The organism is Mesorhizobium sp. M0894, assembly GCF_040319725.1.
In the GTDB taxonomy this organism is placed as follows: Bacteria; Pseudomonadota; Alphaproteobacteria; order Rhizobiales; family Rhizobiaceae; genus Mesorhizobium.
The window spans coordinates 160,924-185,707 of sequence record NZ_JAMYOG010000010.1; the positions used below are offsets into that span (position 1 = coordinate 160,924).

32 protein-coding genes and 1 pseudogene are annotated in these 24,784 nt (G+C 61.6%); 23 read left to right on the forward strand and 10 right to left on the reverse strand.

Translation table 11 applies throughout. The features are described 5' to 3' along the window. Window positions 1–39 precede the first annotated feature (39 nt). From NKH91_RS20465 to NKH91_RS20480, 4 genes are all read right to left on the reverse strand, one after another. A complete protein-coding gene (locus NKH91_RS20465; protein ID WP_352884861.1) occupies window positions 40–642 on the reverse strand; it encodes a hypothetical protein in 603 nt (200 codons plus the stop codon). A gap of 73 nt (window positions 643–715) precedes the next feature. Next, on the reverse strand, window positions 716–1,033 hold the full coding sequence (locus tag NKH91_RS20470) for a YMGG-like glycine zipper-containing protein (protein WP_352524211.1): 318 nt from the start codon (window positions 1,031–1,033) through the stop codon (window positions 716–718). A gap of 194 nt (window positions 1,034–1,227) precedes the next feature. Further along, window positions 1,228–1,629: a type II toxin-antitoxin system HicB family antitoxin gene (locus NKH91_RS20475; protein ID WP_023718152.1), complete on the reverse strand. Its 402-nt coding sequence runs from the start codon at window positions 1,627–1,629 to the stop codon at window positions 1,228–1,230. A gap of 4 nt (window positions 1,630–1,633) precedes the next feature. Continuing rightward, window positions 1,634–1,822, reverse strand: a complete 189-nt coding sequence (locus tag NKH91_RS20480) for a type II toxin-antitoxin system HicA family toxin (protein WP_352496017.1) — start codon at window positions 1,820–1,822, stop codon at window positions 1,634–1,636. Between the two features lie 110 nt (window positions 1,823–1,932). On the opposite strand from NKH91_RS20480, the gene NKH91_RS20485 reads away from it, so the two are divergent. The 14 genes and pseudogenes from NKH91_RS20485 (at window position 1,933) to NKH91_RS20550 (ending at window position 18,591) form a co-directional block, all read left to right on the forward strand. Beyond that, entirely contained in the window at window positions 1,933–2,505 is a 573-nt protein-coding gene (locus NKH91_RS20485; protein WP_352844574.1) for a hypothetical protein, read from the forward strand. Between the two features lie 277 nt (window positions 2,506–2,782). Continuing rightward, window positions 2,783–3,691 carry a hypothetical protein gene (locus NKH91_RS20490; RefSeq protein ID WP_352844573.1) on the forward strand — a complete coding sequence of 303 codons (909 nt, stop codon included), beginning with the start codon at window positions 2,783–2,785 and terminating at the stop codon, window positions 3,689–3,691. 86 nt (window positions 3,692–3,777) lie between these two features. Then, window positions 3,778–4,767: a Coat protein gene (locus tag NKH91_RS20495; RefSeq protein WP_352496020.1), complete on the forward strand. Its 990-nt coding sequence runs from the start codon at window positions 3,778–3,780 to the stop codon at window positions 4,765–4,767. A gap of 213 nt (window positions 4,768–4,980) precedes the next feature. Continuing rightward, complete coding sequence (locus tag NKH91_RS20500; RefSeq protein ID WP_023718157.1) at window positions 4,981–5,226, forward strand: hypothetical protein; 246 nt, start codon at window positions 4,981–4,983, stop codon at window positions 5,224–5,226. Window positions 5,227–5,513: 287 nt separating this feature from the next. Next, window positions 5,514–6,116 (forward strand): phage connector family protein, encoded by a 603-nt coding sequence (locus tag NKH91_RS20505; RefSeq protein ID WP_352496021.1) that lies wholly within the window; start codon window positions 5,514–5,516, stop codon window positions 6,114–6,116. Continuing rightward, window positions 6,113–8,569: a phage tail protein gene (locus tag NKH91_RS20510; protein ID WP_352496022.1), complete on the forward strand. Its 2,457-nt coding sequence runs from the start codon at window positions 6,113–6,115 to the stop codon at window positions 8,567–8,569. The genes NKH91_RS20505 and NKH91_RS20510 overlap by 4 nt, the downstream gene beginning before the upstream one ends. A 246-nt stretch (window positions 8,570–8,815) precedes the next feature. Further along, complete coding sequence (locus NKH91_RS20515) at window positions 8,816–9,481, forward strand: hypothetical protein (protein ID WP_352844572.1); 666 nt, start codon at window positions 8,816–8,818, stop codon at window positions 9,479–9,481. 2 nt (window positions 9,482–9,483) lie between these two features. After that, window positions 9,484–9,975 carry a hypothetical protein gene (locus NKH91_RS20520; RefSeq protein WP_352589734.1) on the forward strand — a complete coding sequence of 164 codons (492 nt, stop codon included), beginning with the start codon at window positions 9,484–9,486 and terminating at the stop codon, window positions 9,973–9,975. Continuing rightward, window positions 9,975–12,503, forward strand: coding sequence for a hypothetical protein (locus NKH91_RS20525; RefSeq protein WP_352844571.1), 2,529 nt, complete (start codon window positions 9,975–9,977; stop codon window positions 12,501–12,503). The genes NKH91_RS20520 and NKH91_RS20525 overlap by 1 nt, the downstream gene beginning before the upstream one ends. After that, complete coding sequence (locus NKH91_RS20530) at window positions 12,503–12,943, forward strand: hypothetical protein (RefSeq protein WP_023723056.1); 441 nt, start codon at window positions 12,503–12,505, stop codon at window positions 12,941–12,943. The genes NKH91_RS20525 and NKH91_RS20530 overlap by 1 nt, the downstream gene beginning before the upstream one ends. 958 nt (window positions 12,944–13,901) lie before the next feature. Then, complete coding sequence (locus NKH91_RS20535; protein ID WP_352844570.1) at window positions 13,902–14,276, forward strand: hypothetical protein; 375 nt, start codon at window positions 13,902–13,904, stop codon at window positions 14,274–14,276. A 157-nt stretch (window positions 14,277–14,433) separates the two neighbouring features. After that, entirely contained in the window at window positions 14,434–17,787 is a 3,354-nt protein-coding gene (locus NKH91_RS20540) for an SGNH/GDSL hydrolase family protein (protein WP_352844569.1), read from the forward strand. 89 nt (window positions 17,788–17,876) lie between these two features. Beyond that, window positions 17,877–18,155, forward strand: a pseudogene (locus NKH91_RS20545) (class I SAM-dependent methyltransferase); the annotation flags it as partial. 97 nt (window positions 18,156–18,252) lie between these two features. Then, window positions 18,253–18,591 carry a hypothetical protein gene (locus NKH91_RS20550; protein WP_352844567.1) on the forward strand — a complete coding sequence of 113 codons (339 nt, stop codon included), beginning with the start codon at window positions 18,253–18,255 and terminating at the stop codon, window positions 18,589–18,591. Here the strand turns inward: NKH91_RS20550 and NKH91_RS20555 are convergent. The 5 genes from NKH91_RS20555 to NKH91_RS20575 form a co-directional block, all read right to left on the reverse strand. Beyond that, entirely contained in the window at window positions 18,574–19,128 is a 555-nt protein-coding gene (locus tag NKH91_RS20555) for an acyltransferase (RefSeq protein ID WP_352844565.1), read from the reverse strand. The two genes, NKH91_RS20550 and NKH91_RS20555, sit on opposite strands and share 18 nt — an antisense overlap. Window positions 19,129–19,295: 167 nt before the next feature. Further along, window positions 19,296–19,469 carry a hypothetical protein gene (locus NKH91_RS20560; RefSeq protein WP_023723043.1) on the reverse strand — a complete coding sequence of 58 codons (174 nt, stop codon included), beginning with the start codon at window positions 19,467–19,469 and terminating at the stop codon, window positions 19,296–19,298. 159 nt (window positions 19,470–19,628) lie between these two features. Further along, window positions 19,629–19,796 carry a hypothetical protein gene (locus NKH91_RS20565; RefSeq protein ID WP_352844564.1) on the reverse strand — a complete coding sequence of 56 codons (168 nt, stop codon included), beginning with the start codon at window positions 19,794–19,796 and terminating at the stop codon, window positions 19,629–19,631. A 180-nt stretch (window positions 19,797–19,976) separates the two neighbouring features. Further along, window positions 19,977–20,126 carry a hypothetical protein gene (locus NKH91_RS20570; protein WP_352844563.1) on the reverse strand — a complete coding sequence of 50 codons (150 nt, stop codon included), beginning with the start codon at window positions 20,124–20,126 and terminating at the stop codon, window positions 19,977–19,979. Window positions 20,127–20,295: 169 nt separating this feature from the next. Continuing rightward, window positions 20,296–20,481 (reverse strand): hypothetical protein, encoded by a 186-nt coding sequence (locus tag NKH91_RS20575; RefSeq protein ID WP_023723040.1) that lies wholly within the window; start codon window positions 20,479–20,481, stop codon window positions 20,296–20,298. A gap of 151 nt (window positions 20,482–20,632) precedes the next feature. On the opposite strand from NKH91_RS20575, the gene NKH91_RS20580 reads away from it, so the two are divergent. From NKH91_RS20580 to NKH91_RS20605, 6 genes are all read left to right on the forward strand, one after another. Beyond that, the gene (locus NKH91_RS20580) at window positions 20,633–21,424 is read left to right on the forward strand and encodes an N-acetylmuramidase family protein (RefSeq protein WP_352844562.1); all 792 of its coding nucleotides are present in this window, start codon (window positions 20,633–20,635) and stop codon (window positions 21,422–21,424) included. Window position 21,425: 1 nt separating this feature from the next. Further along, a complete protein-coding gene (locus NKH91_RS20585; protein WP_023723038.1) occupies window positions 21,426–21,638 on the forward strand; it encodes a hypothetical protein in 213 nt (70 codons plus the stop codon). Then, complete coding sequence (locus NKH91_RS20590; RefSeq protein WP_023723037.1) at window positions 21,638–21,907, forward strand: hypothetical protein; 270 nt, start codon at window positions 21,638–21,640, stop codon at window positions 21,905–21,907. The genes NKH91_RS20585 and NKH91_RS20590 overlap by 1 nt, the downstream gene beginning before the upstream one ends. Beyond that, a complete protein-coding gene (locus NKH91_RS20595; protein WP_023723036.1) occupies window positions 21,892–22,095 on the forward strand; it encodes a hypothetical protein in 204 nt (67 codons plus the stop codon). The genes NKH91_RS20590 and NKH91_RS20595 overlap by 16 nt, the downstream gene beginning before the upstream one ends. Next, the gene (locus NKH91_RS20600) at window positions 22,095–22,418 is read left to right on the forward strand and encodes a hypothetical protein (protein WP_352844853.1); all 324 of its coding nucleotides are present in this window, start codon (window positions 22,095–22,097) and stop codon (window positions 22,416–22,418) included. Before NKH91_RS20595 ends, NKH91_RS20600 begins: the two co-directional genes overlap by 1 nt. 171 nt (window positions 22,419–22,589) lie before the next feature. Next, window positions 22,590–22,889, forward strand: a complete 300-nt coding sequence (locus NKH91_RS20605; protein WP_023723034.1) for a hypothetical protein — start codon at window positions 22,590–22,592, stop codon at window positions 22,887–22,889. A 63-nt stretch (window positions 22,890–22,952) separates the two neighbouring features. On the opposite strand, the gene NKH91_RS20610 is transcribed toward NKH91_RS20605, so the two are convergent. Then, window positions 22,953–23,228, reverse strand: coding sequence for a hypothetical protein (locus NKH91_RS20610; RefSeq protein ID WP_023723033.1), 276 nt, complete (start codon window positions 23,226–23,228; stop codon window positions 22,953–22,955). A 170-nt stretch (window positions 23,229–23,398) separates the two neighbouring features. Between NKH91_RS20610 and NKH91_RS20615 the strand changes: the two genes are divergently transcribed. From NKH91_RS20615 to NKH91_RS20625, 3 genes are all read left to right on the forward strand, one after another. After that, entirely contained in the window at window positions 23,399–23,695 is a 297-nt protein-coding gene (locus NKH91_RS20615; RefSeq protein ID WP_023723032.1) for a hypothetical protein, read from the forward strand. Window positions 23,696–24,072: 377 nt separating this feature from the next. Beyond that, window positions 24,073–24,378: a DUF1236 domain-containing protein gene (locus NKH91_RS20620; protein ID WP_031195423.1), complete on the forward strand. Its 306-nt coding sequence runs from the start codon at window positions 24,073–24,075 to the stop codon at window positions 24,376–24,378. Window positions 24,379–24,501: 123 nt separating this feature from the next. Further along, a complete protein-coding gene (locus NKH91_RS20625) occupies window positions 24,502–24,714 on the forward strand; it encodes a hypothetical protein (protein WP_352524156.1) in 213 nt (70 codons plus the stop codon). Window positions 24,715–24,784: the final 70 nt, after the last annotated feature.

Sequence of the window (24,784 nt, forward strand, 5' to 3'; positions counted from 1 at the left end):
GGATATCTGAACGCGAATAGCCATCGGTTCTGCGGTGCATCAATTCTGCAAGGCGCAGTCCAAATACCACGTGTTCAGATATGTTGGAGTTTGCAGCGTGACCCGCGCCTTGGTCGGAGGACCTTCAATATCTGCTGTCCTCATAACGAACGTGTCGAGCATGAATGTCGTGCTATCAAATGCAGCGACCTGATACACGCTGCGTTGGAAGATATCGTATTTCGTTGAGGATGGTTTGAACGTGCTCGATTTGCTGGTTACAATGAAGTGATCGGCAAATTCTTGGATATCGAATTTCCTGGCCTTGTTATTTGCGACGAATTCCGGGCTACCAGATGACGGTATGTCGGACCACGTGCGGAAGTCGCTCACCGTACATAAGAAGACGTCGCTGTCTTTCGAGTTTGCCGGCTCCATCGCAAACAAGCAAGCCAGCAAAAGGATTACGAGGCGGAGGATCACCGGCCTCGAAGTTGCAATAGCCCGCATCGCTCGTCCCCCTTGGTAGGGAAGATAGCGCTGACCTCTAATCAGCGGAAGGACCAAATCAGGGAAAAGGATGCGCCGAGGCTGAAGCTGCTTCCCTCTCCCCGTTTTACGGGGAGAGGATGCCGGCAGGCAGGTGAGGGGCGGTGCCGGCATTTCAGAAGTTTGCGCTGCCCCTCATCCCCCTGCCGGGACCTTCTCCCCGCAGAACGGGGAGAAGGGGGCACGCTCAATAATCGCCGTTATAATAGCGGTCGTCACAGGGGGCGGTGTAGATGCGGCCGCTGTTGCGATCCTGATAACGGCAAAGCTGTTCGCCGCGCGGCTGCGGCGTGGTGGCGTTGCCAACCACGGCACCCAGAAGGGCGCCGGCGCCCGCGCCGATGACCGTGCTCTTGGTGTTGCCGCCGATCGCCTGGCCGGCGAGAGCGCCGGCGCCGGCACCGAGCAGCGCACCGGTGCTGGTTCTCTGCTGTGCTTCGGTCTGCGCGCAGCCTGCCAATGCGGCAGTCACAAGCATGGCGGCAATGGCTTTGTACATGGTCATCATCTGGTACTCCCTTGAAGCCTATGAACTAATACGCTGGCTGATTTTGCCAAGTGCGGTGGCATTTGCGGCGGAACATAGGCACTGAGCCTCACGAAATAAGACATGGTTGTTTTAGTCTGACAGCTCGGTTTCGGAAAGAAATGTAACCGAACAAGACGACGGAGCTTCATCTCAAATCGACCTTCGAGGGGCTACGCTGCCTCGATCTGCATCACCTTTTTTGCCGCAGCGGTCAGAAATCCGGATCGGCTGTAGCCGTGGCGCTCTGCATATCGATCGATCTGATCGAGGATATCTTCCGGAATGGTGACATTGACGCGCACGACTTTCGCCGCTTCGGCTTTCAAGGGAACCAGGATGGCGACACCGCTCAGATTGTCCTTGTCCGACATCACTTCCTCCAGGGACGACGGCTCGGGAATTGCTTCGCCATCCTCGACCAGCCCCTCGACATGAAAGGCCAGTGCTTCCTCGGCCATGGCGCGGGCATCATCCAGATTGACGCCTGCTGTCACCAGGCCCGGAAAATCGGGGAAGGAGACGCCGAAGTCGCTGTCCGCTTGCTTGTGGATCAGTCCGATGTAGTTCCGCATTTCTCTACCTCAGCTTCAAGCCGGATTGTTTTTCAATGCTCTTCAGAGTGCCGATCGGGATGTCGCGCTTGGGATGCGGAACTGTCACGCGGCCCGGCTTGGCTTTGTGCTTGAACTGGGCGTGACTTCCTTTTCGAGCCACTTCGTACCAGCCATCCGCCAGCAGCCTATGAATGACATCGGCGCTCTTCATGTTGTGTATAGATACACACAGAAGGCCTAAATGTCCATGAGATTTGCGGCAGATTACGTGCCGCGGTCCAGTTGAACCTTCCTCAAATCCCCAAAAAATGGAGATACCAGATGACCCGAGGTCTTCCCCGGACGCTTTCGCGTGCCGCCGCCAGAGAAGCCGGCCTTGCCCCGCCCAAGGCGGGGCTTACCGCCAGGACGACCGGGCAGGGCGGCGCCTACCGCACCGTCTTCTCCTTCAATGCCATGCCGGTGCCGGTCACCGATGCACTGGCCTATGCCAGTCAGAAGCTGTTCGATTTCATCGATGGCAAGATCCGTATCAAGGGCGGCACGGCAAGATTGCAGTTCGCGGTGCTGACTACCCGCGCGTCGACCATCAACGACAATGCCGCGCTAACCTGGTCGCTCGGCTCGACGGCGGCGTCGAGTGCTGCGCTCGCCGGCACCATGGTCAATGTGCTGGGCGCGACCGGCCGTACGCTGGATGGCGCGGGTGCCGCGCTGTCGAGCGCATCGATTGCCGATGTTGCCGCAGCCGCTACGCTCGACGGCACCGTGACGCCGGTCGACCTCTATCTCAACCTGGCGTTTGCCACCGGCACGGATATCGACGCTGACGGCACGGTTGCCGTCACCGGCACTATCACGCTGCTCTGGGAGAACTGGGGCGACAATATCTAGGTTCCCTCCAGATATGGGTGATTGGCGAAAGCGGAAGTGACGGCCAATCTCCCCCCGCGTGGGGGAGATGCCCGGCAGGGCAGAGGGGGGCGCTGTCCCGCCGGCTTATCCAGCTGATTCGTGCTTGCAATCTTTCCCGGGGCGTTGGTGACGAAGTGCACCGGATCCTCGCGTTCCTTCGCGCCCCCTCTGTCCTGCCGGACATCTCCCCCACGAGGGGGGAGATTGGCAGCTTCGCCGCTGGCTCTCTCTAAACCTCAACATAAGGAATCTTTTCATGACAGATATGGCAGACGCCGGGTCCGCGGTGGCGGCGCCACCGGCGGGCAACCTTGCACGGCCACCGGCCAACGGGGACAACGGGTCCGCCCCGCCTGCGGCCAAAAGCTGGTTTGACGGTCTTTCCGAAGGCAACCGCAAGCTTGCTGAAACCAAGGGCTGGACCAAGCCTGAAAGCCTCGATCGGGTTTTCACCTCTTATGCGGAGCTGGAGCGGCAGCAGGGTGAGAGCCTGCGCGTTCCGGCAGCCGATGCAGCCGCGGAAGACTGGGACAGGTTCCATGCCCGACTGCCCGAGGCGATGCGTCCGCTGACCTCGCCCGACAAGGTCGAGTACAGCCGCCCCGACGGGCTCCCCGAAAACTTCGCCTATTCGGACGAGCTCGCCAATGCGTCCAAGGCCTGGGCGGTCGAGGCAGGTGCTACCCCGAAGGTGGCGCAGGCCTATCACGACCGCTTCGTCGGCTACATGGCCGAGCAGGCCAAGGCACAGCAAATCGCCGTTGCCCGCTCGGTCGAGACGACCCACGACGACCTTGTGCGGGATTGGGGACCGACCGGCAGCGATGGCTTTCGCAAGAAGCTCGAGGTCGCCAACAGGGCGATGAAGAAGCTCGGCCTGGTCAATGCCTATAAGGCGAAGGGCATCCTTCTGCCGGATGGCGCCTTGACCGACCCGCAGATCGCCAAGGCGTTCCACGCCATCGGCGAGGCGATGTTCCGCGAAGACACGATCGACGGCGGCGCGGCCTTGAGTGGAGGCAATCCCTTCAAGCGCAATGCCGCCGGCGAGCGCAACCTGACTGGCATCTCAGCCCTGGTCAAAAGCGACCCCGCCCGCGCCCGGCGGCTGGCACGCGAGGCCGGCGAAAACCCCGATCTGTGGATGCCCAATAATCCTCTCTGAAATTGGACCATGATCTTTTCCGAAACCGGTTTCCACTTTTCTGGATCATGGTCTGCCAATCCCCACAAACCTGAAGGAAGACAAAAATGGCAGACGCCTATACCCGCATCGCGGACGCGATCGTTCCGTCCGTCTATGCGCAATACTCGTTCGAGGAGCACGTCCAGTCGCTGGAGATCTACCAAGCCGGAATCCTGTTTTCCGACCCGGCCATCGCCTCGAAGCTCAGCCTGGGCGGGCGTTCCGTCGACATGCCCGGCTGGAAGGATCTCGGCAACGATCCCTCGGAGCCGGTCAATGACGACCCGGCCGACTCGATCGAGATGAAGAAGATCGGCGCGCGCCGCGAAGTCGCTGCCCGCAATGTGCGCGCGCAGGCCTGGGGCATCCCGGACCTGACTTCGATCCTTGCCGGCGACGATCCGCAGAAGCTCATCGTGCGTCGCCAGACCGACTACTGGCAGCGCGCCAACAAGCTGACGCTGCTCGGCATCCTGAAAGGCGTGCTGGCCGACAACATCGCCAATGACGGCAGCGATCTGGTGCGCGTTACCGGTGCTTCCATCGTCGACACCGACATCATCGAGGCCGCCTATCTGATGGGCGACCGCGCCGACAAGTTCAAGACGATCTGGATGCATTCGAAACAGATGAAGGCGCTGAAGCTCGCCGACCTCATCGACTATGTGCCGTCGTCCGAGCAGGGCGGGCCGCTGATCCCCTATTACATGGGGCTGAGGGCCGTCGTCGACGACGACATTCCGGTCGCCGGCGGCGTCTACACCGCCTTCATGTTCAAGGACAAGGCGATCCTGTGGAACGAACTGCCGGTCAATACCGAAGGCGGCCCGCTCGAGTTCGACCGCAAGCCGCGGCAGGGCCATGGCGGCGGCGTCACCGAAATGGTCGGCCGCCGGCATTTCGTGCCGCATGTGCCGGGCACCCGCTTCCTCGACGCGTCCTCGGCCGGCGAATTCGCCACCGATGCCGAGCTGGCACTGGCGGCAAACTGGGACCGCACGGCGTCGAGCGTCAAGCACATGACGTTCATCGCGCTGAAAACGATGGAGGCCTGATCCGGCCGGAAGGGGCGGGCATCAGACGTCCCGCCCCTTCTGGACACCAGGTCGGCCGGTGTGGCGAATCCCAAGTTCACCCGCTGCGCCGCGCCGGAGTGATGCGAATTTTGCGGTTCGCCGCAACGTTCATGTTGCTCGTTTGGCCAATCGACGGCACCAAACAGTTACAAGAAAGGGCGATGCTGCCTTGTCTGAGCAAGGGAGGTAACTATGAACGTGAAGTACAAAACAGTTCAGGAAGTGCTCCGAAAAGCGGGCATTGTCATGAGCAAGAAGGGGGAAGTTCATCGCATAAACTTCTTCAGCGGTCTGGAGGACACCGCCTACTACACACCAAGTCTTCAAGATGCCCTGGACAAGGGCTTGGCTATGGCGGGAGGTATCGGAAGGGTGAAAGCAAGCGTCTTTGCCAAGTCAGCCGAAACAGGGATCTCGACCAGCGCACGCATCGGCTGACTCAATCCAGGCAAGACATCGCCGCATTGTGCGGCGGTGTCGTGAAACCGCAATAACCGAAGCATTGCCGTCTTCCTTGCTCGAATGGAAAAAAGACGGATCACGCAGCACGTGCCACCCATTCCCTGACGGGCGGCTGGCATCGTGACGGCTCCCTGCACGAGACGTGCAACGTTCTGCCCAAGCCACAATCACAAGAAATCCCCAGCCGCCTTGAAGCGGCTTTTTGCCGTGGAGGCACCATGCCCCGTTTTCCCCGACCAACCACACAGACAGAGGCCTGAGCCATGGCCATCACCCCGCTCGACATCGCCAACATGGCGCTCGCCGTGCTCGACGAGGCGCCGATCGACAGCCTCGACCAGGACGCCAAGGCGGCGCGTCTGCTCAATCTGCACTTCGACCTGACCCGCGAGGCCGAATTGACCAAGCACGCCTATGTCTTCGCTATCCTGGCGGCCTCGGTCGCCGGCTTCGACACCGGCAGCGGCGCTGGCACGCTGAACTTTGCCTATGAACTTCCCGCCGACTGCCTGCGGCCCTTGCCGCTGACCCATAATGGCGAGCCGGACGGCGTGCCGCTCTCATGGCGGCAGGAGGCCGGGTTGGTCTATTCCGATCAGGCCGGGCCGCGCATCATCCGCTATATCGCCAACCTGACCGACCCCAACGACTGGGACGCGCTGTTCACCGAGGTGCTGATTGCGGCGCTCGCCATCAAGATCGCGCATCCCTTGACCCACAAGTCCGGCATGATCGACGTCGCCCGCAGCGCCTATGACAGGGCGCTGGATGCCGCCTACTCGGCCAATGCCATCCAGCGCGGCGGCAGATTTTCCAATATGTCTTGGGCTTTCCAACGCGGCGACAACAGGTTCGTCGGCCGATGACCACGCTCTATCCGGTCCAGGACGCATTCATCCGCGGCGAGATTTCTCCCCGCTTGCACGCTCGCGCCTCGCTCGAGCTCTACCGGGCGGCGCTGTCCAAATGCACGAACTTCGTCACGCTGCCGCATGGCGGCATCAGAAAGCGTGGCGGCACGTATTTTTGCGCGGAGGTGAACAACTCGTCGAAGGCGACACGGCTGATCCCGTTCATCTTCTCGGCCGATCAGGCCTATGCGCTCGAATTCGGCGATCTTTACATCCGCGTCTACGCCTATGGCGCCCGCGTCGGTACGGTCGAGGTGGCGGCCCCTTATCTCGAGGCCGATCTCTTCGACCTGCAATTCGTCCAGTCGGCAGACCAGATGTGGATCACCCACAAGGATTATCCGGTCAAGGTGCTGACGCGCACCGCGCACACGACTTGGACGCTCGCCGATTTCGTCTTTCTCGACGGCCCATACGACAAGATCAACACCACCGCCACGACGTTGACGCCGGCCGCAACCGGCAACGCCATGCCGGTCATGACCTCGAATACGCTGCCAAGCGGCACGGTCAGCAACAGCAACGGCTCATCCGACGTGTGGCAGGTGTTCGACGGCGACAAGCAGGAGGGGGTGGACATAGCGGGATTTCCGAGCGGGTATCTGCGCTACCAGTTCGGCGGCGGCGAGGCCAAGACAGTCGACGCCTACTGGATTACCGCGACGAATGATCACTCAGACACTGTCTCGCCGACCCAGTGGCAATTCCAGGCCTCGCACAACGGCACCGACTGGACGACGCTCGACAGCCGGGACGGAGAGACCGGCTGGTCCAAATCGGAAACCCGCTTCTTCGACGGCTTCAACAACACGGTTGCCTATGAATATTATCAGCTGCTGTTTTCGGGCGGCGACAGCGACGGAACCGCTATCGCCGAACTGGCCCTGCACGAATACGCGCCGTCGCAAACGCCGTTTGATCTCTCGGCCTCCTCGATCGTCGGCATCAATGACGGCACTGGTTTTCAGACCAGCGATGTCGGCCGCGCCATTCGTCTGCTTGGCGCGGATGGCTTCTGGCGCTGGGCAAAGGTCACTGCCCGCACCAGCATGACGGTGGTCACGGTCCAGTTGTATGGGCATGCTCTGCCCGATCTCAGCCCGATCATCCGCTGGCGTCTCGGCACGTTCGTGCCCGGCAAGTACGTGCAGAGCGGTTCGCTTTACGAGGAGCGCCTGGCGTTCAGCCGAAAATTCTCGGTCTATGCCTCGCAAACCGGCGATTTCGACAACTTCGCCACCGGCGAGAAAGACACCGACGCGCTGGAATTCGTGCAGGCCGGCGGCGGTCAGGCCAATGACATCACGTGGGTGGCGGAATCGGACGGTGCGCTGATCATCGGAACGCTTGGCGGGGTGAGGGCGCTGTCCGGCTCTGGCATCGACGAGGCGCTGACACCGTCCTCGTTCAAGAACCGCCGGTCGCGGACCTTCGGCTGTGCCCCGATGCGTCCTGTCGATGCGGGGCAGTCGTTCCTCTATGTCACCCGCTCCCGCAAATCGATCGCCGAGCTGACACAAAACGCCACCGGCCGCTTCACCTCCGACGACGTCGGTCAAATATCGGAGCACATTCCGAAGAAAGGCGTCGTCGAACTCGCCTTTCAGACCGACCCCGACCCGCTGCTCTGGTTCCCGCTCGGGAATGGCGAACTCGGCGGCTACACGCACCAGCCGTCGCAAGACGTGCGCGGCATGCATATCCACCAGATCGCCGGAAGCTTCGCCGGATCGAACTGGGCCGTTGTCGAAAGCGCCGTGGTGACGCCCGGCCAGGACGGCAATGACGACCTGTGGCTGATCGTCAAGCGCACGATCGGCGGCGTGACCAGGCGCTATATCGAAATAAAGACCGTGCCGTTCGAATATGCGGCAATCGAGGACGCTTTCGAGGTCGACTGCGGGCTGACCTATTCGGGTGCTGCCGTCAATGTCGTCTCCGGCCTCGATCATCTCGAAGGCCAGGCGGTCGACGTGCTGGCCGGCGGCAAGGTCTACAAAGGGCTCACGGTCGCTTCCGGCCAGGTGATGCTGCCCGGCGGCGCCACCGCCGCCAAATGGCAGGTCGGGCTCGGCTACCAGTCCGAGGCCAACACGCTGGAGCTGGACGTCGGCGGCCGCGACGGCTCGATCGTCGGCCGGCGCAAGAAGGTCGCCAAGCTCATTCTTTCGCTGCTGGAAACCGACATCGCCGGGCTTCAGGTCCAGTCGTTTATCCGCGGCCGATGGGAGCAGGTTCGCATCCCGTCCGTGGTTGCTCCGGGTGCCATGGCGAAATTGTTCACCGGCAATGTCGAGGTGCCGATCGACGACAGCTGGGAAGGGCAGGGGCGGGTGAAGATCCGCCACGTCAATCCGACGCCCTGCACGATCAGGGCGATGACACCGGTGTTCGACGCCGAGCCTTAGACGCATTGCAGGTTGGCGAAACTCTTGACGACGGCCGATCTCCCCCCTCGTGGGGGAGATGTCCGGCAGGACAGAGAGGGGCGCTGTCCCGCCGACCAATCGTAATTACGTCCTTATCCATTCTGGCCTGACCGCAGTTAGCTAAAGCCGCGATCCTTCGCGCCCCCCTCTGCCCTGCCGCGCATCTCCCCCACAAGGGGGGAGATTGGCAGCTGCGATGTCCTCCCTCAAGAAGGAAATTCTCCAGTGACCCAACTCCCCCATGCCGAAGACCTCGGCAGGGCGCGGACGGCTGCCGATTTTGCCGCCGTCATCGCCTTGCTCGACACCGACCTCAACAATGCGATCGCCCGCAAGGGCGAGCTGGAAACGGAAAAGTTTCACGCGATCTTCGGCGCCGGCAATTTGACGGCGGCGCGTGCCGCATTGGACGACTGCACCGCTGAAATTGCGCTGATCGAGAAAACCATCGAGGACGCGGACGAGCGCCGCGTTGGCGCCCCCCTGGACGAACCCCCCGCCGAACCCTGCGCTGACACGCCGCCGCACGGCGACGAGGTCAGGACAAACGCCGAGGCGCTCGGCGAGCGCTGGCGCACGGTCCACTGGCTGATCGAGCAACTGCGCCAGGAGCTGTTCGCGGCCGATGCCTTGAGCCGCGCCGTCACCGCCGCCAACGGCATGTTCGATGCCGAAGGTGGGGTCAAAGTCAACCTGACCACCATCCGGCGCACGGCCATGGCCGGCCCGCGGGCCACAGCACCCACGCGGCTCAGCCGCCCGGCGATCCAGGCCGACCGGCTGCTTTTGTCCTTCCTCAGTCCCGGCGGCGTGCTCGACCGGCGCCCTTCGATCGGCGCGCCGGTCGACGGCATCAAAAGCAAATTCATTCCCGCCGGCGAACGAGGCTGACCATGTGCACACTAGCTCTTATCGGCACGGCGCTTTCGGTCGGCGGCGCGCTGGCGGAAGGCCAGCAGTCCAGGCAGATGGCCGACTACCAGGCCAAAGCCTATGAACAGCAGGCGCGGGCCGACGCTCAAAGCTCGGCCTTCGAGCAGGGCCAGGAGCGCCACAAGCAGGACCTGCTGCAGGCGCAGGCGCGTGCCCAGGCCGGCGCTTCGGGCGTCGCCATGGCGGGATCGCCGACCGAGGTGCTGGCCGCCAATGCCAGGCAGGGCCAGCTCGACCTCAAGGCGATCCAGTACGGCTCGCAGCTGCGCCAGAACGGTCTCGGCACGCAGGCGGCGATCGCGCGCTTTTCCGGCAGGCAGGCGGTGGGCGCCTCGATCTTCAAGGCCGGCGGCAATCTCGTATCGGGCATCTCCGGGCTCTACGACCCGGCCAAGGCGGTGACGTTCGGCAGAAGCGCCTTCCCGCCGGCGCCGGGCGGAGGCCTCTACTGATGGCCACCATCCCGCTCCAGCTTGCCCAGCGCCGGCTCGATACCGGCACTGTGGCCTCCTATCCGAACGGCTCGCCGGTGGGCGCGGCCATGCAAGGCTTTGGCGACGAGCTCTCGGCGGTGGCCGAGCGCTTTCGGCAGCAGAAGCAGCAGCAGGATGCGTTCGACGCCGACATTATCGGCCGCGAGCTGAACGCACGCATCGCGCACGCCGAGGCCGTGGCGGTGCAGACCGCGCCGGCCGACGGCGGCGGCCTGCACGACTTCATGTATGGCCAGCTCGATCCGCGCAGCGACGGCGTCGTCAAGCCCGGCCTGTTCGACCAGATCTTCGACGACACCGCGGCCAAAGTGCCGGAGGGTGAACGCGCCAATTTCCTCGCGCAAAAGCAGGCGTTGCGGCTCGCCGGCTCGGCGCGCATGGCCGCGCAGCAGCACGCGCGGCGCCAGAACTACGAGCAGGCCGAATGGACCAAGGTCGAGGACGGCTACACAAGCGCCATCGCGCAGGGCGACCCGGACGATAGCGACACGTTCGAGGCGATCAGGCAGAGCGGGCTCGAACTGATCGGCAAGATGGGCAACCCGGCGGCCCGGCAGGCGGCCGAGGCTGCCTGGCGCGGCAACACCGCAAAGGCGCTTGCCCAGGCGATGATCGCGCGGGACCCGAAGCGCGCTGCGGAGGTGCTGGGGGCGGTGTTGGCCGCAACGGACGGCAAGACCAAGGACGATACCGTCGAGGCTGTGAGTGGGCCTCCGGCGGATGGAACTGCCGCACCGGCTTCGCTCCGTGACCGGGTAGGCAAGCTTACGCCGGACGAAAGGTCGGCGCAGGCCTTTGGGGACGACATTGCCCCCGAAGAGCGGCCAGGGTTGGTCCAGCAGGCCCGAGCCGCCGACGCGATGCGGCAAGTCGAAAAACGCACAAACATTATCCTGGCCGAGCAGAATGCGCCGGCCGACATCAGGGACAGTGGAACCTATTCCGGCCCGATCCCAACGCCGGAACAATTCGTCGCTCTTTATGGCGCTACCGAAGGCGCCGGGCGCTTCGAGGCGTTCAACAGGACCGTTGAGGTTAATCGCCAATTCCACGGCATGCGCGACCTATCGAATAACGCCGTGCGGGCCATGGTCAAGGACGCCGACCCCACCGCAGATAGTTCAACGCCGGAAGTGGACAAGGCACGCCATGACGCTATCGCCGCCGCCGCGGACCTGACGTTCAAGGCCAGGCAGGCCGATCCGGGCGGCTATGTCCGCGAGGCATTCGCGAACCTTGATGCGGCCTGGAGCAACCTGTCGAAGCCGGGAGACTATCGGGCGGCGATCATTGGCTCCATCGCCGCCCAGCAACAGTTGGGTTTTGAGATCGCCCAGCCGCTACCCAACTCTGTCGCTGAGGACATTGTCGGCAGACTCAAGGCCCAGCCGCAACACCAGACCGCAGAGCTGCGCAATGTGTTCGCCGCGCTACCGAATCAAGCCGCGCGCGAAGCGGTGCTGAGCCACCTGTTTCAGACCAGCGCGTCCCAAACGGACAACAGCATCGCGGACAGGTCGGTCCGGGCAGCTGTAGTCGACCCGATGATGCTGCTCGATTTAGCCAACACTGTCGAGCCAGGACGATCGGTATCAAACGCGGAACTCACCAACTACTTACCGACGAATCAAGAGTGGCTCGGGAGATTGATAGCCGGCGACAGTGAGCGGGGGAGCCTATGGCGTCTTCTCGCGCAAAAACTCGTGGGCTCCGATGGGCTTGGCGAAGACAGCATCTCGGTGGCCGACTTCACGCCGTTGGGGACGTCATTTGCACTGGAGAAGGCTGGAAATGCAGCGCTGGAAGGCAACTACGACCAAACACTGCTCAATGCCGCGGGCGCAATTCCTGGCGATAGGTTGGCGGTGGTGGCCCTGGAACGCGCCGCGGCGAAGATTGCCAAGCCCTGGGTAGAGAAACTCTCAATATTTTCGAGGCGGTCGACTGACCTAGTCGAAGGCGGCGAGGCACTTGTTCGTGGGGTCGATGCCGAAACCCTTAGGCACCAGCAAGCGCTTGCGCGCTCGGTCTCGCCACCAATCCCACGCCGGAAGACGCGAGCCGGTGAAATGTCCGATAGTGCCTTTGATACCGCGTTACTAGGTGCGATGCTTGCTAGGGATACGTCCAAAGTTAAACATGCCGGGGCGAAGGTTGGGTGGGCTCCATCCAAGGACTATCGAAAAACCTTTTTCGACGCGAATCCTAGTCTCAACAAAAGCGACTATATAGTGCATCATGGCGTCGAGCAGGGAGTTTTTAAAAGGTATCCCGGGCTTTTTGCAGAGCAAGAGCTGCATTCAATCGAGAATCTTCGTGGAATCCGGAACGAGTTCGACATAAATTTTCACCAGAAGGTCATTCGGAACGAGTGGGAATATTTCTATAAGAAAAACCCTCATGCTACTCGCCAGAAGGTCCTTGACTATGTTACTGGAATCGACAAGAAGTATGGACATTTGTTCTATCTACCAATAGGTGACTGATGAGATACTTTGACATTCTGCCCGATGTGGCCGGCGGATTGGGCGACGGCACTGTCATGGATACCAGTGTCCACCCTCCTATCGTGAGCAAGCTTGTGTACCAGATGGAGGGATGGATCGGTGATGTTCTTATAACAAGCTTTCCATGTTTCCTCGTGACGGAAGAGGCCGCGCACGCATTGTCAGAAATCGGCTTCACCGGAGCGGCATTCGCCCCTGTTGAAGTCATAACGTCCGAAGATTTTCGCGAACAGCAGCCCGAGGTAGAGCTTCCATCTTTCGTGTGGCTGAAGGTGAGCGGGAAGGCGGGTCACGATGACTTCGGCATCGCCAAGAACCTTGACCTCGTCTTATCAGAGCGAGTCTTCGATGTGTTTGATGAACGAGGTCTCCCTTCAGCTACCATCAAGCCGTTCGACATTTGGCATGAGCAGCGTTGAGCTTTGCGAGCCCATTCCGGTAGAGCCGTGCAGCGCACTCGCGACAAGCCTGTGCAGCGCTGAATATGGATGTGTCTCACGAGAAAGCGCTGGCCGACCGGGGGCACGCATCGTGCGAGAGCAGATCATATTAAACACCATAGCGATGCAGGAGACTATGCTCGCTGGGCAAGAAGAAGATGGCTCAAGCAAGAAATGAAAGGGAACACAAGTGGTCGAGCGAAATTATAGCGACGTCAAACCCGACTTGACTAGCGTCACCCGCTTGCCGTCGGCTGACAAAAGCACAGGCGATGAAGAGCTTGATGCTGCACGTCTGGAAGCCCGAAAATATCTTGAGTTTTATGACTGGTTTCAGACATCAAGGGAGAATATCTTGGGTATGGGCCGACGGCATAATATATATTTTCCTTTTCGAGATTGTACCTGGCAGGCCGGAAGTGGATCCGTGGGTATGGGTGATCGTAGGCGATGTGCCTCCGACATACCTGACTTGTGAGGACGCCAAGACTCCATACGAGGCGCTGGATGGATATATCGGCGCCATGGAAGAGTGGGTCGAAGCTGCGCGACGGGGGGACCCGGTGGCGGATCTAATCCCGGTCGATGTGCCGGCTAGCCCAGCCAACGCCGAAATGTGGGTAGCCGTCTCAAGTTCCTTGATGAGAATGTGCTTCCGTTACTTCCGAAGTGATGTATCGGCGCTTCTCTGCAAGCGCCGTCAGCTAGCTAAAGGTTCTACCGTGCGGTGATCATCGGCAAGCCCCGAACTCGAGCAGCAAGCAGGCGCATTGCCCAGACTTCGATCGCAAAGAGCCGCGGCAAAGCAGCTTGGTTCAACCAGCTATACTAATCTTTTAGTGCTTTCACGATGCTGGCTTATGGCCCGCTAACCGCAGAGCGGTCAGTTGGCGGTGCCTTTTGGATCGCCCCCTGTTTCAGATGAAGGATTGACCTGTTGCGTACCGACTCTTTTCCGACCATGGCAAGGATCGCTTTTCTGCTTACCTTGGCCGCTGTTCTCCTGCTCGCGCTTTCGCCGGTGCGGTTCCTGCAGGAGCTGGACATGGGCTTCACCTTCCGCCATGACAAGCTCAACCACGCCGCGGCGTTCGCTGCGCTGGCGGCGCTCGGAAGCCTCGGCTGGCCGGAACACAAGACGAGGCTGGTCGTGCTCCTCGCCATTACCGGCGCGGCGATCGAGCTGCTTCAGGGCGCGCAGCTGATCGCGCGCGACATGGATATCCTCGACTGGGTCGCCGACTGCGCCGGCATGGCCTGCGGGCTGGCGGCGATCGGCGGCACAAGAAGGCTTGTTGGCGGATTGCTATAGCCTGGACCGCGTTGCTCGCTGTCCGCAAAATCGTCAGTGAATACACCGGCCGCGCCGGATAACGCGGTGTCCGGGCGCGCAGCTTAGATTTCCCACCGCCAGCACCGAACCCCTTCCAGCCTCGCTTATGCGAGGCTTTTTTATGGAGCAAGCCCTCATGTCCCGCCCTGCAACTGCCGCCGTTCGTCTCCTGACCGGCGAACGCGAACCCGTGCGCCTCGCAACCACGGCCGACATCCTCCTGCACGGCCTGCAGGCCATCGACGGCGTGCCGGCCGAAATCGGCGACCGCGTGCTGGTCAAGGACCAGGCCGACCCGACGCAGAACGGCATCTACACGGCGAGCGCAGGCGAATGGTTCCGTGCCGCCGACGCCCGCACGACGCGCACCCTGCAGAAGGGCACGACGGTTCACACCCAGATCGGGTCGGTCAATGCCGACCGCGTGTTCGAATTCACGGCCGACGAGCCGGCCGTCGGCGCCGATGCCATCACCATCGCCGCATCCGTTCCGCCCGACATCGCCGACGTGGTCGAAGAGGTCGAAGCGCTGCGCGATGAAACCCAGGCCTTGAAGGATGCTGCGGAAACCAGCGCCGGCCAGGCATCGGCCAGCGCAGCCGCTTCCGCCGCGAATGCCAGCCAAACCACGGCCGACCGGGCTGCCACCAATTCCGATGCAGTCGCCGCGGCGGCCGCAGTCATCAGCGCCCAGGCCGCACGCGACGCTTCGCTCTACGGCAAGGGCATTTTCCCGACGACTGCGGCGGCAATCGGCTTCGGCGTCGTCGGCAACGGTGCGATCACGGCAGGCTCGGGCGGCGCCAATGGCACGTTCGACCTGGCGTTTGCCGGCGGCACAGGTTCGGGCGCGGCCGGCCGCTTCGTGGTGGCGGGCGGGGCGCTGACGCAGATACTGATCACGGCGCCGGGCTCCTACACGGTGGCGCCGACGTTCAGCTTCGGGGCGTCGGCGGGGCTGGCCGGCGCCGCGGCGGTGGCGGTAATGGGCAGGAATGTCGATGTCGGCGAGTATTTCTGGACGGAGGTCAGCGCCGGCTTGCTTGGCCTCCACAGCGTTGCGGCGGGACCGGTCGCGGCCGACACGGGGGTTAGGTCTCTGCCTACCATTGATGCCGCCGTCGCTGATCGGCTCGCCAATCGGCTCGCCTACGAAGACAGTGGCGCCGCATTCCTGTTCGCGGAAAGCACGCCGGCCGTCTTGATCAAGGATGCCGAGAACGCAACCAAACGCTTCATCGGACAGGCGGCCTCGAAGATCGCTGTCGTGAATGCCGGGGTCACCTATCGCTTCAATGCGCTGGGCTTCATGGAAGCCGTGCCAGCCAACACGTTGCGTTTCGACCACGACCCAATCTCGCTCGCTCACAAGGGACTTCGCGTCGAAAGCGCGCGCTCTAATGTCGTGCTGCAGAGTCGGTCGTTGCGCATCACGCATCAGCTGACGGTGACTGGCGGCGCTGGGTCGTTCGTTGACGGCGAGGCGGTGACGGCGACCGGCGGCGGCACCGGCGTCTACCGCGCCGGCAACTCGACTTCGACGATCTTCGGACTGTCCGGCGGTGCTGGCACCATGACCGGCACGCTGACCGGCGGCACAAGTGGCGCTACAAAGGCGATCTCTTCGTCGGCCTTGGTCTGGGTCGCAACCAACATGACTGTGGCCCAGGATCAGGTCGGCCTTGATGGGATTGCCGGCTCGGCTTCGTCTCTGACCGCGACGGCCGCCGATGCGACGATTTCGCAGGCCGTCACGCAGGCATCTTTTCCCAGGGCGCATGACGCTTACCTGAAGCGCGTGACCGGCACCGGCGCTGTTTCGATGTCGATGCATGGCGGCGCGACATGGACAGTTGTCACGCTGACCAAGCGCTGGCAAAGGCTGGCGATCCCCAATCAGACGCTTGCAAATCCGACAGTGATGATCAAGCTTGCGACAAGCGGCGATGCCATAGCCGTCGACTGCGTGCAGAACGAGCCAGGCACGGTCACCTATCCATCCTCGCCCATTCCGACCACGATAGCGGCCTTGGCGCGCGCCGCCGACATCATCACCATGCCGACGTCCGCGCTGCCCGGCGACTTCTCCACCTTCAGCATCTATGCAGTCGTCTCGACCGAAGCGCCGAACAGCGCGACGCGCGGCATCTGGTGCCTGGACGACGGCACGACCAACAATCGCGTCATGGGCATGCTATCGTCGATCACGTCCGGCGCCTTGCAGATGTACTCGGGCAACGTGCTGCAGATGAATATTCTGGCCGGCGCCGGCGATCCCGATATTCGCCATCGCGCGATGGCCAGTATTGCGACGGGCGCAGCCAAGTTCGGCATGGACGGCACGCTCGGCACGCCTGATGCGGTCTTCACCGAGCCGGCCGTCTCGATCTTTCGGTTCGGTTCGATCGGCCCAGGCGGCCTGACCCCACTTGGCGGCTGGATCGAGGAAATTATCATTGTTCCGCGCGCCGCGGCCGATGCCGAAATAATCAACGTCAACGCGTTCGGTTGGCCCGGCAACGAACCGACCATCAACATCGCGCCGAACGACAGCCGGATCGAGTATAGCGACTATTTCGGCACCCTGTCCCTGTCGGCGAGCGCGGCGAGCCTCGTGCGGCCGGTCGTGGATACCACCTATCAGTACACAACACCCGGTTGGCGCCCACATTTCAACACGCGAGCGAAGGAACTGACTCTCCATTTCCATAATCCCGGTCTCTCCGGAGCGTCGACCAATGGGATAGGTTCTATCTATGTCGACGGTGTTTTCTTCCAATCGTTCGCGATCGGAGCGGCGATAGGCAGAACTTTCGTGCCGTTAACTTTCGCGTCGGCTGCTGACAGGCACATTGAAATCGAGATGCCTTATGCCATGAGCACTTGGTTCCTAGGCGCCACGATCCCCAATGGAGCGACAATCACGGCGCCAGCCACACGTTTGACCATGCCGCGAGCGGTGATGGTCGGCGACAGCCGAGGCGTCGGCTATAATGCCTCGGCCTCGCGTTTTACGGGATTCGCGATCCTGTGCCGGATGAAAGGATGGCAGCAGATCAATCTGGCCGCCGGCAGCCGGCGTCTAAATACCCATACCGACGACGGCACCATGCTCGCTCAGGCCAACCCAGCGGTCGCGTTTTCCCTTTATGATTATAACGACCGCACAGATCAGGTCCCACTCCTCACCCACAAGAACAACGTCAAATCGCTCTGCAATAAGTTTCGGACCGTTTGGCCAACGGTCAAGCACTACGTCCTCACCTCGAACTACATCGCACCCGCCCAAGATAGTCTGCCGCTCAAAATGATTGATTATTTCCAGGCTACGTCCGACGGGGTGGCGGAACAGGCAGACCCCTACACTGTCCTCGTCAACGGTCTTCCGCTGACCAATCATGACGCCATCGATGTGCCGGATGGCATTCATCTTGGAGACGTGGGTTGGACGCGATGGGCGACCAATATCGCGCCTCTGGTGAGTGTCTAGTCAAAACTGCTGCACGCAACGGCGTTGGCCTGCTAGACGCCTTCAGACGAACGTGGCAGGGTCGTCAAAGACCGAAGGGGAGAATTCCAATGTCAGGCGCCGACAGCATTATTGCGATATACGATAACTACTATGCCGGCGACAAGGTGCACGCGAAACGCGAGATCGCTTCTGTTCAGTCAGTCGACCACGTCGAGGACTTTGTTCAAGGCGAAATCTTCGACACGATACTCGATATCGGCGGCGGCGAAGGCGCCGTGCTGGACAAGCTCAACAAGCGTGGGTTCGGAAAGACCTTGGCGGCGGTCGAGATTTCTTCCTCGGGTATCGAGGTGATCAACTCGCGGAAAATTCCCAATCTCGAAAGCGTCTTGCGTTTTGACGGGTATCATATCCCACATCCCGACAAGTCATTCGACCTGGGATTGGCAATCCCACGTGGTCGAGCATGTCGAGCACGAACGGATGTTTCTGAGGGAGGCGGCTCGGGTTTGCAAGAAGCTCTATATCGAAGTGCCTTTGGAACATACGCGAGATCTCAGCAAAGCCATTCGGATGTCGGGGCCGTATGGGCATATCAACTTCTACACGACCCAGACGTTTGAAAACCTTCTTAAAACATCCGGCCTAAAGATCGAACGGCTAAAAGCATTTGGCCAAAGCCTGCCCTACGAGCAATATCTGGCTGGCCGCTCAAAAGGTTGGCTAAAGTACCAAATCCGAACGGGGTTGTTGAAAATTGCGCCCAAAACCGCGATGCGCAGCATGGCCTACATGGCTGGGGCGCTATGCTCGACCAGCTAATGGATTTTTCGCGCCAATAGGTTTTGCTGGATTGCCCCCGACCATAGTTAAGGGGGCCACGTCTTTGGTTACGAAAGATCCCGCACCGACGACAGCTCCTCTGCCGATCGTCACACCTTTGAGAATGATAACATTGAAACCGATGAAGACGTTGTCTTCGATTTTGACCGGCGCCATCGTGATGTTCGTCCAGTCCTTCTTGCCCTGATGCCAGTCAGCGACGTCAGTCGTCCGATTTCGCCATGCTGTCGCATAGGAGTTGTGGTCAACAATCGTTGTCCCCCAACTTATGATCACGTCATTCCCGATCTCGATGCGGTCTGCTGCCACAAGATGGCTCTTGCCGATGTAGGTTCCATTTCCGATAACGATCTGCGCGTCAGGCCGGTCGAACGAAAAATACGAGCTTAAGATGCAACGTTCGCCGATGGAGTGACGGCCGCGCCGAGCGGTGCGTACGCTGCGCAGGTCCATCTTCGTGCCGGCACCGGCCTGGATGCCGGCTAAGCGCTGCAGGAACGGTGGCACGAAAGGCATTTATCAGTTTTGCCCGAAACGAGATAGCGATGTGCGACCGGTCTGGATTATCTCGATCGCGCTGTCAACCAATGGGCACTGCCGAGCATCCAGCAGAGTGCGAAGGTAGCGAGTTCGCAAGGCAAGATATTCGCCGTCACCGAGACTTCGCCGACCGGACCTAGCAGCTACCGTCTGCTGTCCTGCGGCTTCTCGTGCGGTTCCTGGCCTTTCGACCACCAGACAAAATACAGCGATCCCATCTTCATCACAGGCACGCGGCGGTCGCGTTCCCGGGCTCGCAACTCACGATAGGTCTTCATCTTCAGAGTGCCGCCCGGCAACCTGATACGCACCGCCATCGGTCCAACTCCCGTTGTGCAACGCAGCAATTGTGTGCAATGCGGTAAGTAGAGACCTTCCGTTACGGAAGAGTCAACAGCAGCATCATCAACTTATTTTGCGAGCTGCGCAGGCTTCGCGGTGCCGGGCGGGCACGCGCATGCCCGGACGAAGGAGCTTCATCCTGGCGACCGATCGTCAATCAGGCGCTGGCGGTTCGACCACCATGTGAAATAGACCCGGCCGAGCCTGACGACGGGTATGCGGCGGGCGCGTTCGCGATCGCGCAATTCGCGATACACCTTCACCTTCAGCGTGCCGCCAGGCATCCTGATACGCACCGCCATCGATTCCGCCACCCCATTGTGCAACGCAGCACAAGAGACCTTCCGTGGCGGAAGAGTCAACGCCTGCCCGCTGACTATTTTTGGGATTTGGCGAGCGATCTTCGGAGGTTTCGGCGCGCAGGCGGTTCTTGATCCCGCATGGAAGCGTCAGCGCCCAATCGGGGATCGTCGGGTGCGCGGCTATTTCCTGGGCGGGGATTTTTTGGGCGAGGATGGACGATCGGACATGCCGCTCGGCCACCAGATGACGAAGTAATTGCCGACCTGCCAAACCGGCACCTCGCGATTCTGCTCGCGGCGCCGCAGCTCGTCGCTTTTCTTGATCTTCAAAGTCCCGCCTGGGAGTCTGATTCTTATCGTCACGTGTCCTCCCGCACCCGCTACAGGTACGAACGATATACGCGAACAGTTTCATCCCGGCTAAGCAATTTCATCCAGGCCGAGCAATTTCGGGGCCGATACAGCGCGCCGGACCGGCGCGAGATCGCCGAAACCGGCTCTATTTGAAGAAATCCGCAATGCCGTTGATGGCCAGCACCGCATAGACGATCGGTCCGGCGATAAACGCACAATAAAGGCAGAGGATCGCTGCCAGCACCGCGAGCAGCGGCTTGTCGCGACCGACGGCGCGGAGCTCGGACCTCACCGACCAGCGCGCCGCAGCGGTTTGTTCATCATCAGGCATATGCACCATCCCGCGGCCATTTCACACGGCGGGTCGAAAACATCAACCTTCCTTGCCACATCGGCACGCGCTGCCGCCCAATTCTGCTTTGCCGCCACGCATCTGTTTTTTCAACCTCAAAACCCTGCCCGCAAGGGCGGAAAGGAAACCCATGGACCTTTCATTCAAGGGCGCCGCGAGGCGCCTCGATGACATAGACTTGCCGAAACTCGGCGCCCGGATCGGCGTCGGCGAGGACGAGATGCACGCGTTCCTCGATGTTGAAACCAGCGGGCACGGCTTCGACGCCGTTGGCCGGCCGGTCATCCTGTTCGAACCGCACGTCTTCTACCGCAACCTGTCTGGTGCCAAGCGGGCAAAAGCGGTAGCCGCCGGTCTCGCCTATCCGAAATGGGGCGAGAAGCCCTATCCAAGGGATAGCTACCCACGGCTCAGGGCAGCTTGTGCGATCGACGAAACCGCGGCGCTCAAATCCGCCTCATGGGGCTTGGGCCAGGTTCTCGGCGAGAATTTCAAAGCCGCCGGCTTTCCTACCGTGCAGGCGATGGTCGAGGCGATGATGGCGGACGAGGCGCTGCAGCTCGGCGCGGCGATCGATTTCATCGTCGAGAAGCGGCTCGACGACAATCTGCGCAATCACGACTGGGCGGGATTCGCCAAGGGCTACAACGGCGCCGGCTATAGCAAGAACGCTTACGACACGAGGCTTGCCGAGGCCTATCGCAAATGGTCGCGCATCAAGGATACGCCGTGGCCGTCTGCCGGTCTGGTGGTCCTTCGGCCTGCAGCTCCGCTAGAGCCCGCAAAATCGATTCCCGTTCCACCGCCGGCCGCCGCGCTCTCTGCGCCTCCTGTGCCTGTCGCCAAGCCCGGCTTCCGGGCAGCGCTGATCGCCGCCGTCCTGAAACTATCAGCCATCCTCAAACTGTTTGGAAGGAAATGACATGTGGACCCGGATCAAGAGCTTTTTCTGCGATAGCGAGACAATATTCTGGGCGCGGCTTCAGGCCGCCATCGGCGTCATCGCGAGCATCGTCACCTATGTCGACCCGCAGGTTCTTTCGCCGATCATTCCGGGCGAATGGTTCCCCTGGTTTCTTGTGGTCAACGGCGTTTTGACCGAGTTCCTGCGCCGCCGCCGCGCGGAGGATTTGTGATGGCCGCACTCCTCGCCATTCTCGGCGCCATCATCGGCAACAAGCTCGTCATGACGATATTCGCTGCTGTGGCCGGCGGCATCGGCCTTTATGTTGCGGGCGGCATCAACCGGGCGAAGAAGGAGGCGGCCAAACAGGCCGAGGCAAAAGTCGCGGCCGGAGAAGATCGCCTCGAAATGAACCGCGAGGCCGCCGCAGAAGAGCGCAAGGCGGCCGGCATGACCGATGCGGCAGCACGAGCGGAGGCTGGGAAATGGGCAAAGCGCTGATCCTCTGTCTGGTGCTCGCCGGCTGCACGACAACCGCGCCGGCCGGCAATCCGCGCCAGGTCTGGTGCGACCACAACCAGCCGCGCCGGCCATCGGCGGCCATCGTCGCCGCCGTGACCCGGCCCGAGCTCGACGAGATGAACGCCTTCAACGGGCAGGGTGCCAGATGGTGTGGGTGGACGCCATGATGCATGAGCTGCTCGACGTTCTGGGCATCAAGGCGCCGGTGCTGGTCGCCGGCCTTTCCGGCGGTATTTTGCGGGCTTTGTCGCGTCATCGCTACAAGGTCCGCGAAATGGTGGCCTCGCCGATCTGCGGCGCGCTGGCGGCGGCCTATCTGACGCTGCCGGTCGTGCATTATTTCCGCGCCGCCGGCCTGCCCATTCCTCCTCCGGACGACGACACCACGACGCTCGCCGCCGCGTTCCTCATCGGCGTCTCGGCGATGTGGATCTCGGATATCGTCTTCGAGGTGATCGTGCGCCGGTTCGGGCCGGTGAAGGAGGAGTAAGCCGCCCAAGCTGACAAAAGAGTGACGTTCAGTTGAAGCCCGCGGCGCCGAAAGGTGCGGCGGGCTTTTGCATTTTCCCTGGCAATCTGTACGATCTTTTCTCTGCGAGGGCGGCTCGATCCGGCGCTTGCGAAACCAAGATACGCTTTAGGCCTCACGGGAGATGGTGTCATGCTTGCCAGAGTCCTGACACAAGCGGCAGTCCTGACAGCCGGGGCGCTTCTGTTTGCCGCGACGGCCCATGCCCGGCCGGACAGCCGCGCGATGACGTGCGAACAGACACAGCTTCTGATCCAGAGGCACCGCTCGGTGGTGCTGACCACCGGACGGAACACCTACGACCGATACGTGCGCCAATTCGGCAATGAATGCGACTGGCCGCAGATGCCGCGCGTCGCTTATATCAAGACGCGTGACGGTCAATGTCTGGTCTATCGCTGCCAGGAGCCGGTCTTCGACCTCCCGAATTGAAAGCAGGGGCTTTTTCATCCGGCCGCCGACGCGGACAGCGAGGGCAGTGCGAAAGGCGGTGGCTCATTCTTCGTCGAAAGGACCACCTTCGCGTGCGAGATCGCGTGAAATAACGCGTTCATCGGTATCGTCCGGCAACGCCTCGTCGCTTTCCTGGTAAGCGTTATCGTCATCCTCCTCCGGCAGTTCGCCGTCTTTCTCGACGTCGTAACGGATGTCGCCGTTTTGCGGCACGCCGTCTGGGAGAATTCTCCCGCTCCGGATGGCGTCCCAGTCCTGCTGCTGGATGGTCGGGCTCTCCGTCTCGTCGTCGGTTCGTTCTTTCCTGCGCGGTTCCATCGCTGGTTCTCCATAATGTCGGCGGCCCTGAACTGGCTCAGTGGTTGAACTCATAAGTCTGGCGGCCGGTTCCCGGGCCACTGCGGTCCGGGCGCATTGCCGCACGACGGAACCAATCGCGCCTGCCTGCCTTCACAAGTCAGACGATCCTGGCGCGAAAGGAGCTCGACATGAGACCGCTCATTTTCTTGCCGTACATGCTAGGCGCGCTGGTGCTGGCGGTGCCGGCGTCCGCGCAGCCGGGCGAACAGTCGCAATTCGACCGCTGCAAGGTCGAGCCGCCGGACAAGAACAGCCAGCAGCAGCAGCCGGCCGGCAACAATTTGTCCGATATGCTCGAGCCATGCGGTGGGGTGCTGAAGCCGCCGCCAACGGGCGATCAGGGCATGGCGGCACCACCGGCGGATGAGGGCAGGACCCCGGTGATCAAGCCTGGCGAGGTGCCGCCACAGCCGCCCAAGCAGTAGCCGCTTCAATTGCTGCGACAGAGGCTGCCCATGGGGCTGCGACGGGCGGTAACGCCGCGCCGCTCGAGCCGGCAGGTTAGTTGCAGTCGCCTAGGAACATTAGCTTGTCCTAAATGTTGTTTTAGACGCAGCCGATATCACCCCCTCCGGTATCGCTGCTGATCGGGAGACCGATCGGCCCGCGTCTTGCGACGCGGGCCACCGCAGCTCATCCGCAGTCCATTCGCCGCACCGCACGGGCACTTCACCGCTATTCGATTAGCCGCCACTTACGGAACAACAAGGTGGCCTGGGCGTTTGCCTAGAGGGTTCGCCGCTTCGACCGGAATGCCGCGTCGCAACCGTAAAGGCGAGGCCCGTAACAACAGGAGTAGACGATGAAAATCCACCTTGTTCCTGCTGCGGCGGGATTGGTGTTGCTCGCCGGCGTCGGCGTGGCCACCGCAGACCAGGTGATTGTCACGCCCGAACAGCAGACGGTCATCCGCGAATACGTCCACAAGCACCCGTTGGCGTCGATCAATCTTCTGGGGGTGGAGCTCAATATCGGTTCCACGTTGCCCGATACGGTCGAGCTGCAACCGATCGATGTTCCCGACGTGCAGTACAGATACGTCGTCGTCGACGGTCGCACCGTGCTCGTCGACCCCGGCACGCGCAGGATCGTGCACGTCATCGAGTGACCGGCGTTCCCAAACCGCGAACCGGATTTGGAAAGGTCACGGTCTAAATTATCAAAAGAGCTCCATCCCGAAGGATCGGGATGGAGCCGCTGTCGTCTCGAAACAAGGAAAGGAGCCATTCCCATGCTGCCGCATGTCGAGCCGACCAACGTGGCCGCAGCCGTCGACAAATTGCTTGCTGAACGAGGCGATGGCCTGCTGTCGATGAAGGCAGCGATTGCGCTGTTGCGCGAACGCACCGGAACGGAGCGCTCGGACGCCGATCTTGAAGGGCTGATCATCAAGAAGGCGGCGCTCCTCGGCGTTGCTGTCCTGTGTGACAGAGAGGCTCAATAACGGTGCCTGCCGCTCAAGACGCGGGTCGAAATTTCAGCTAGAACAAAGTTGCTTACGCATGAACCGAGCC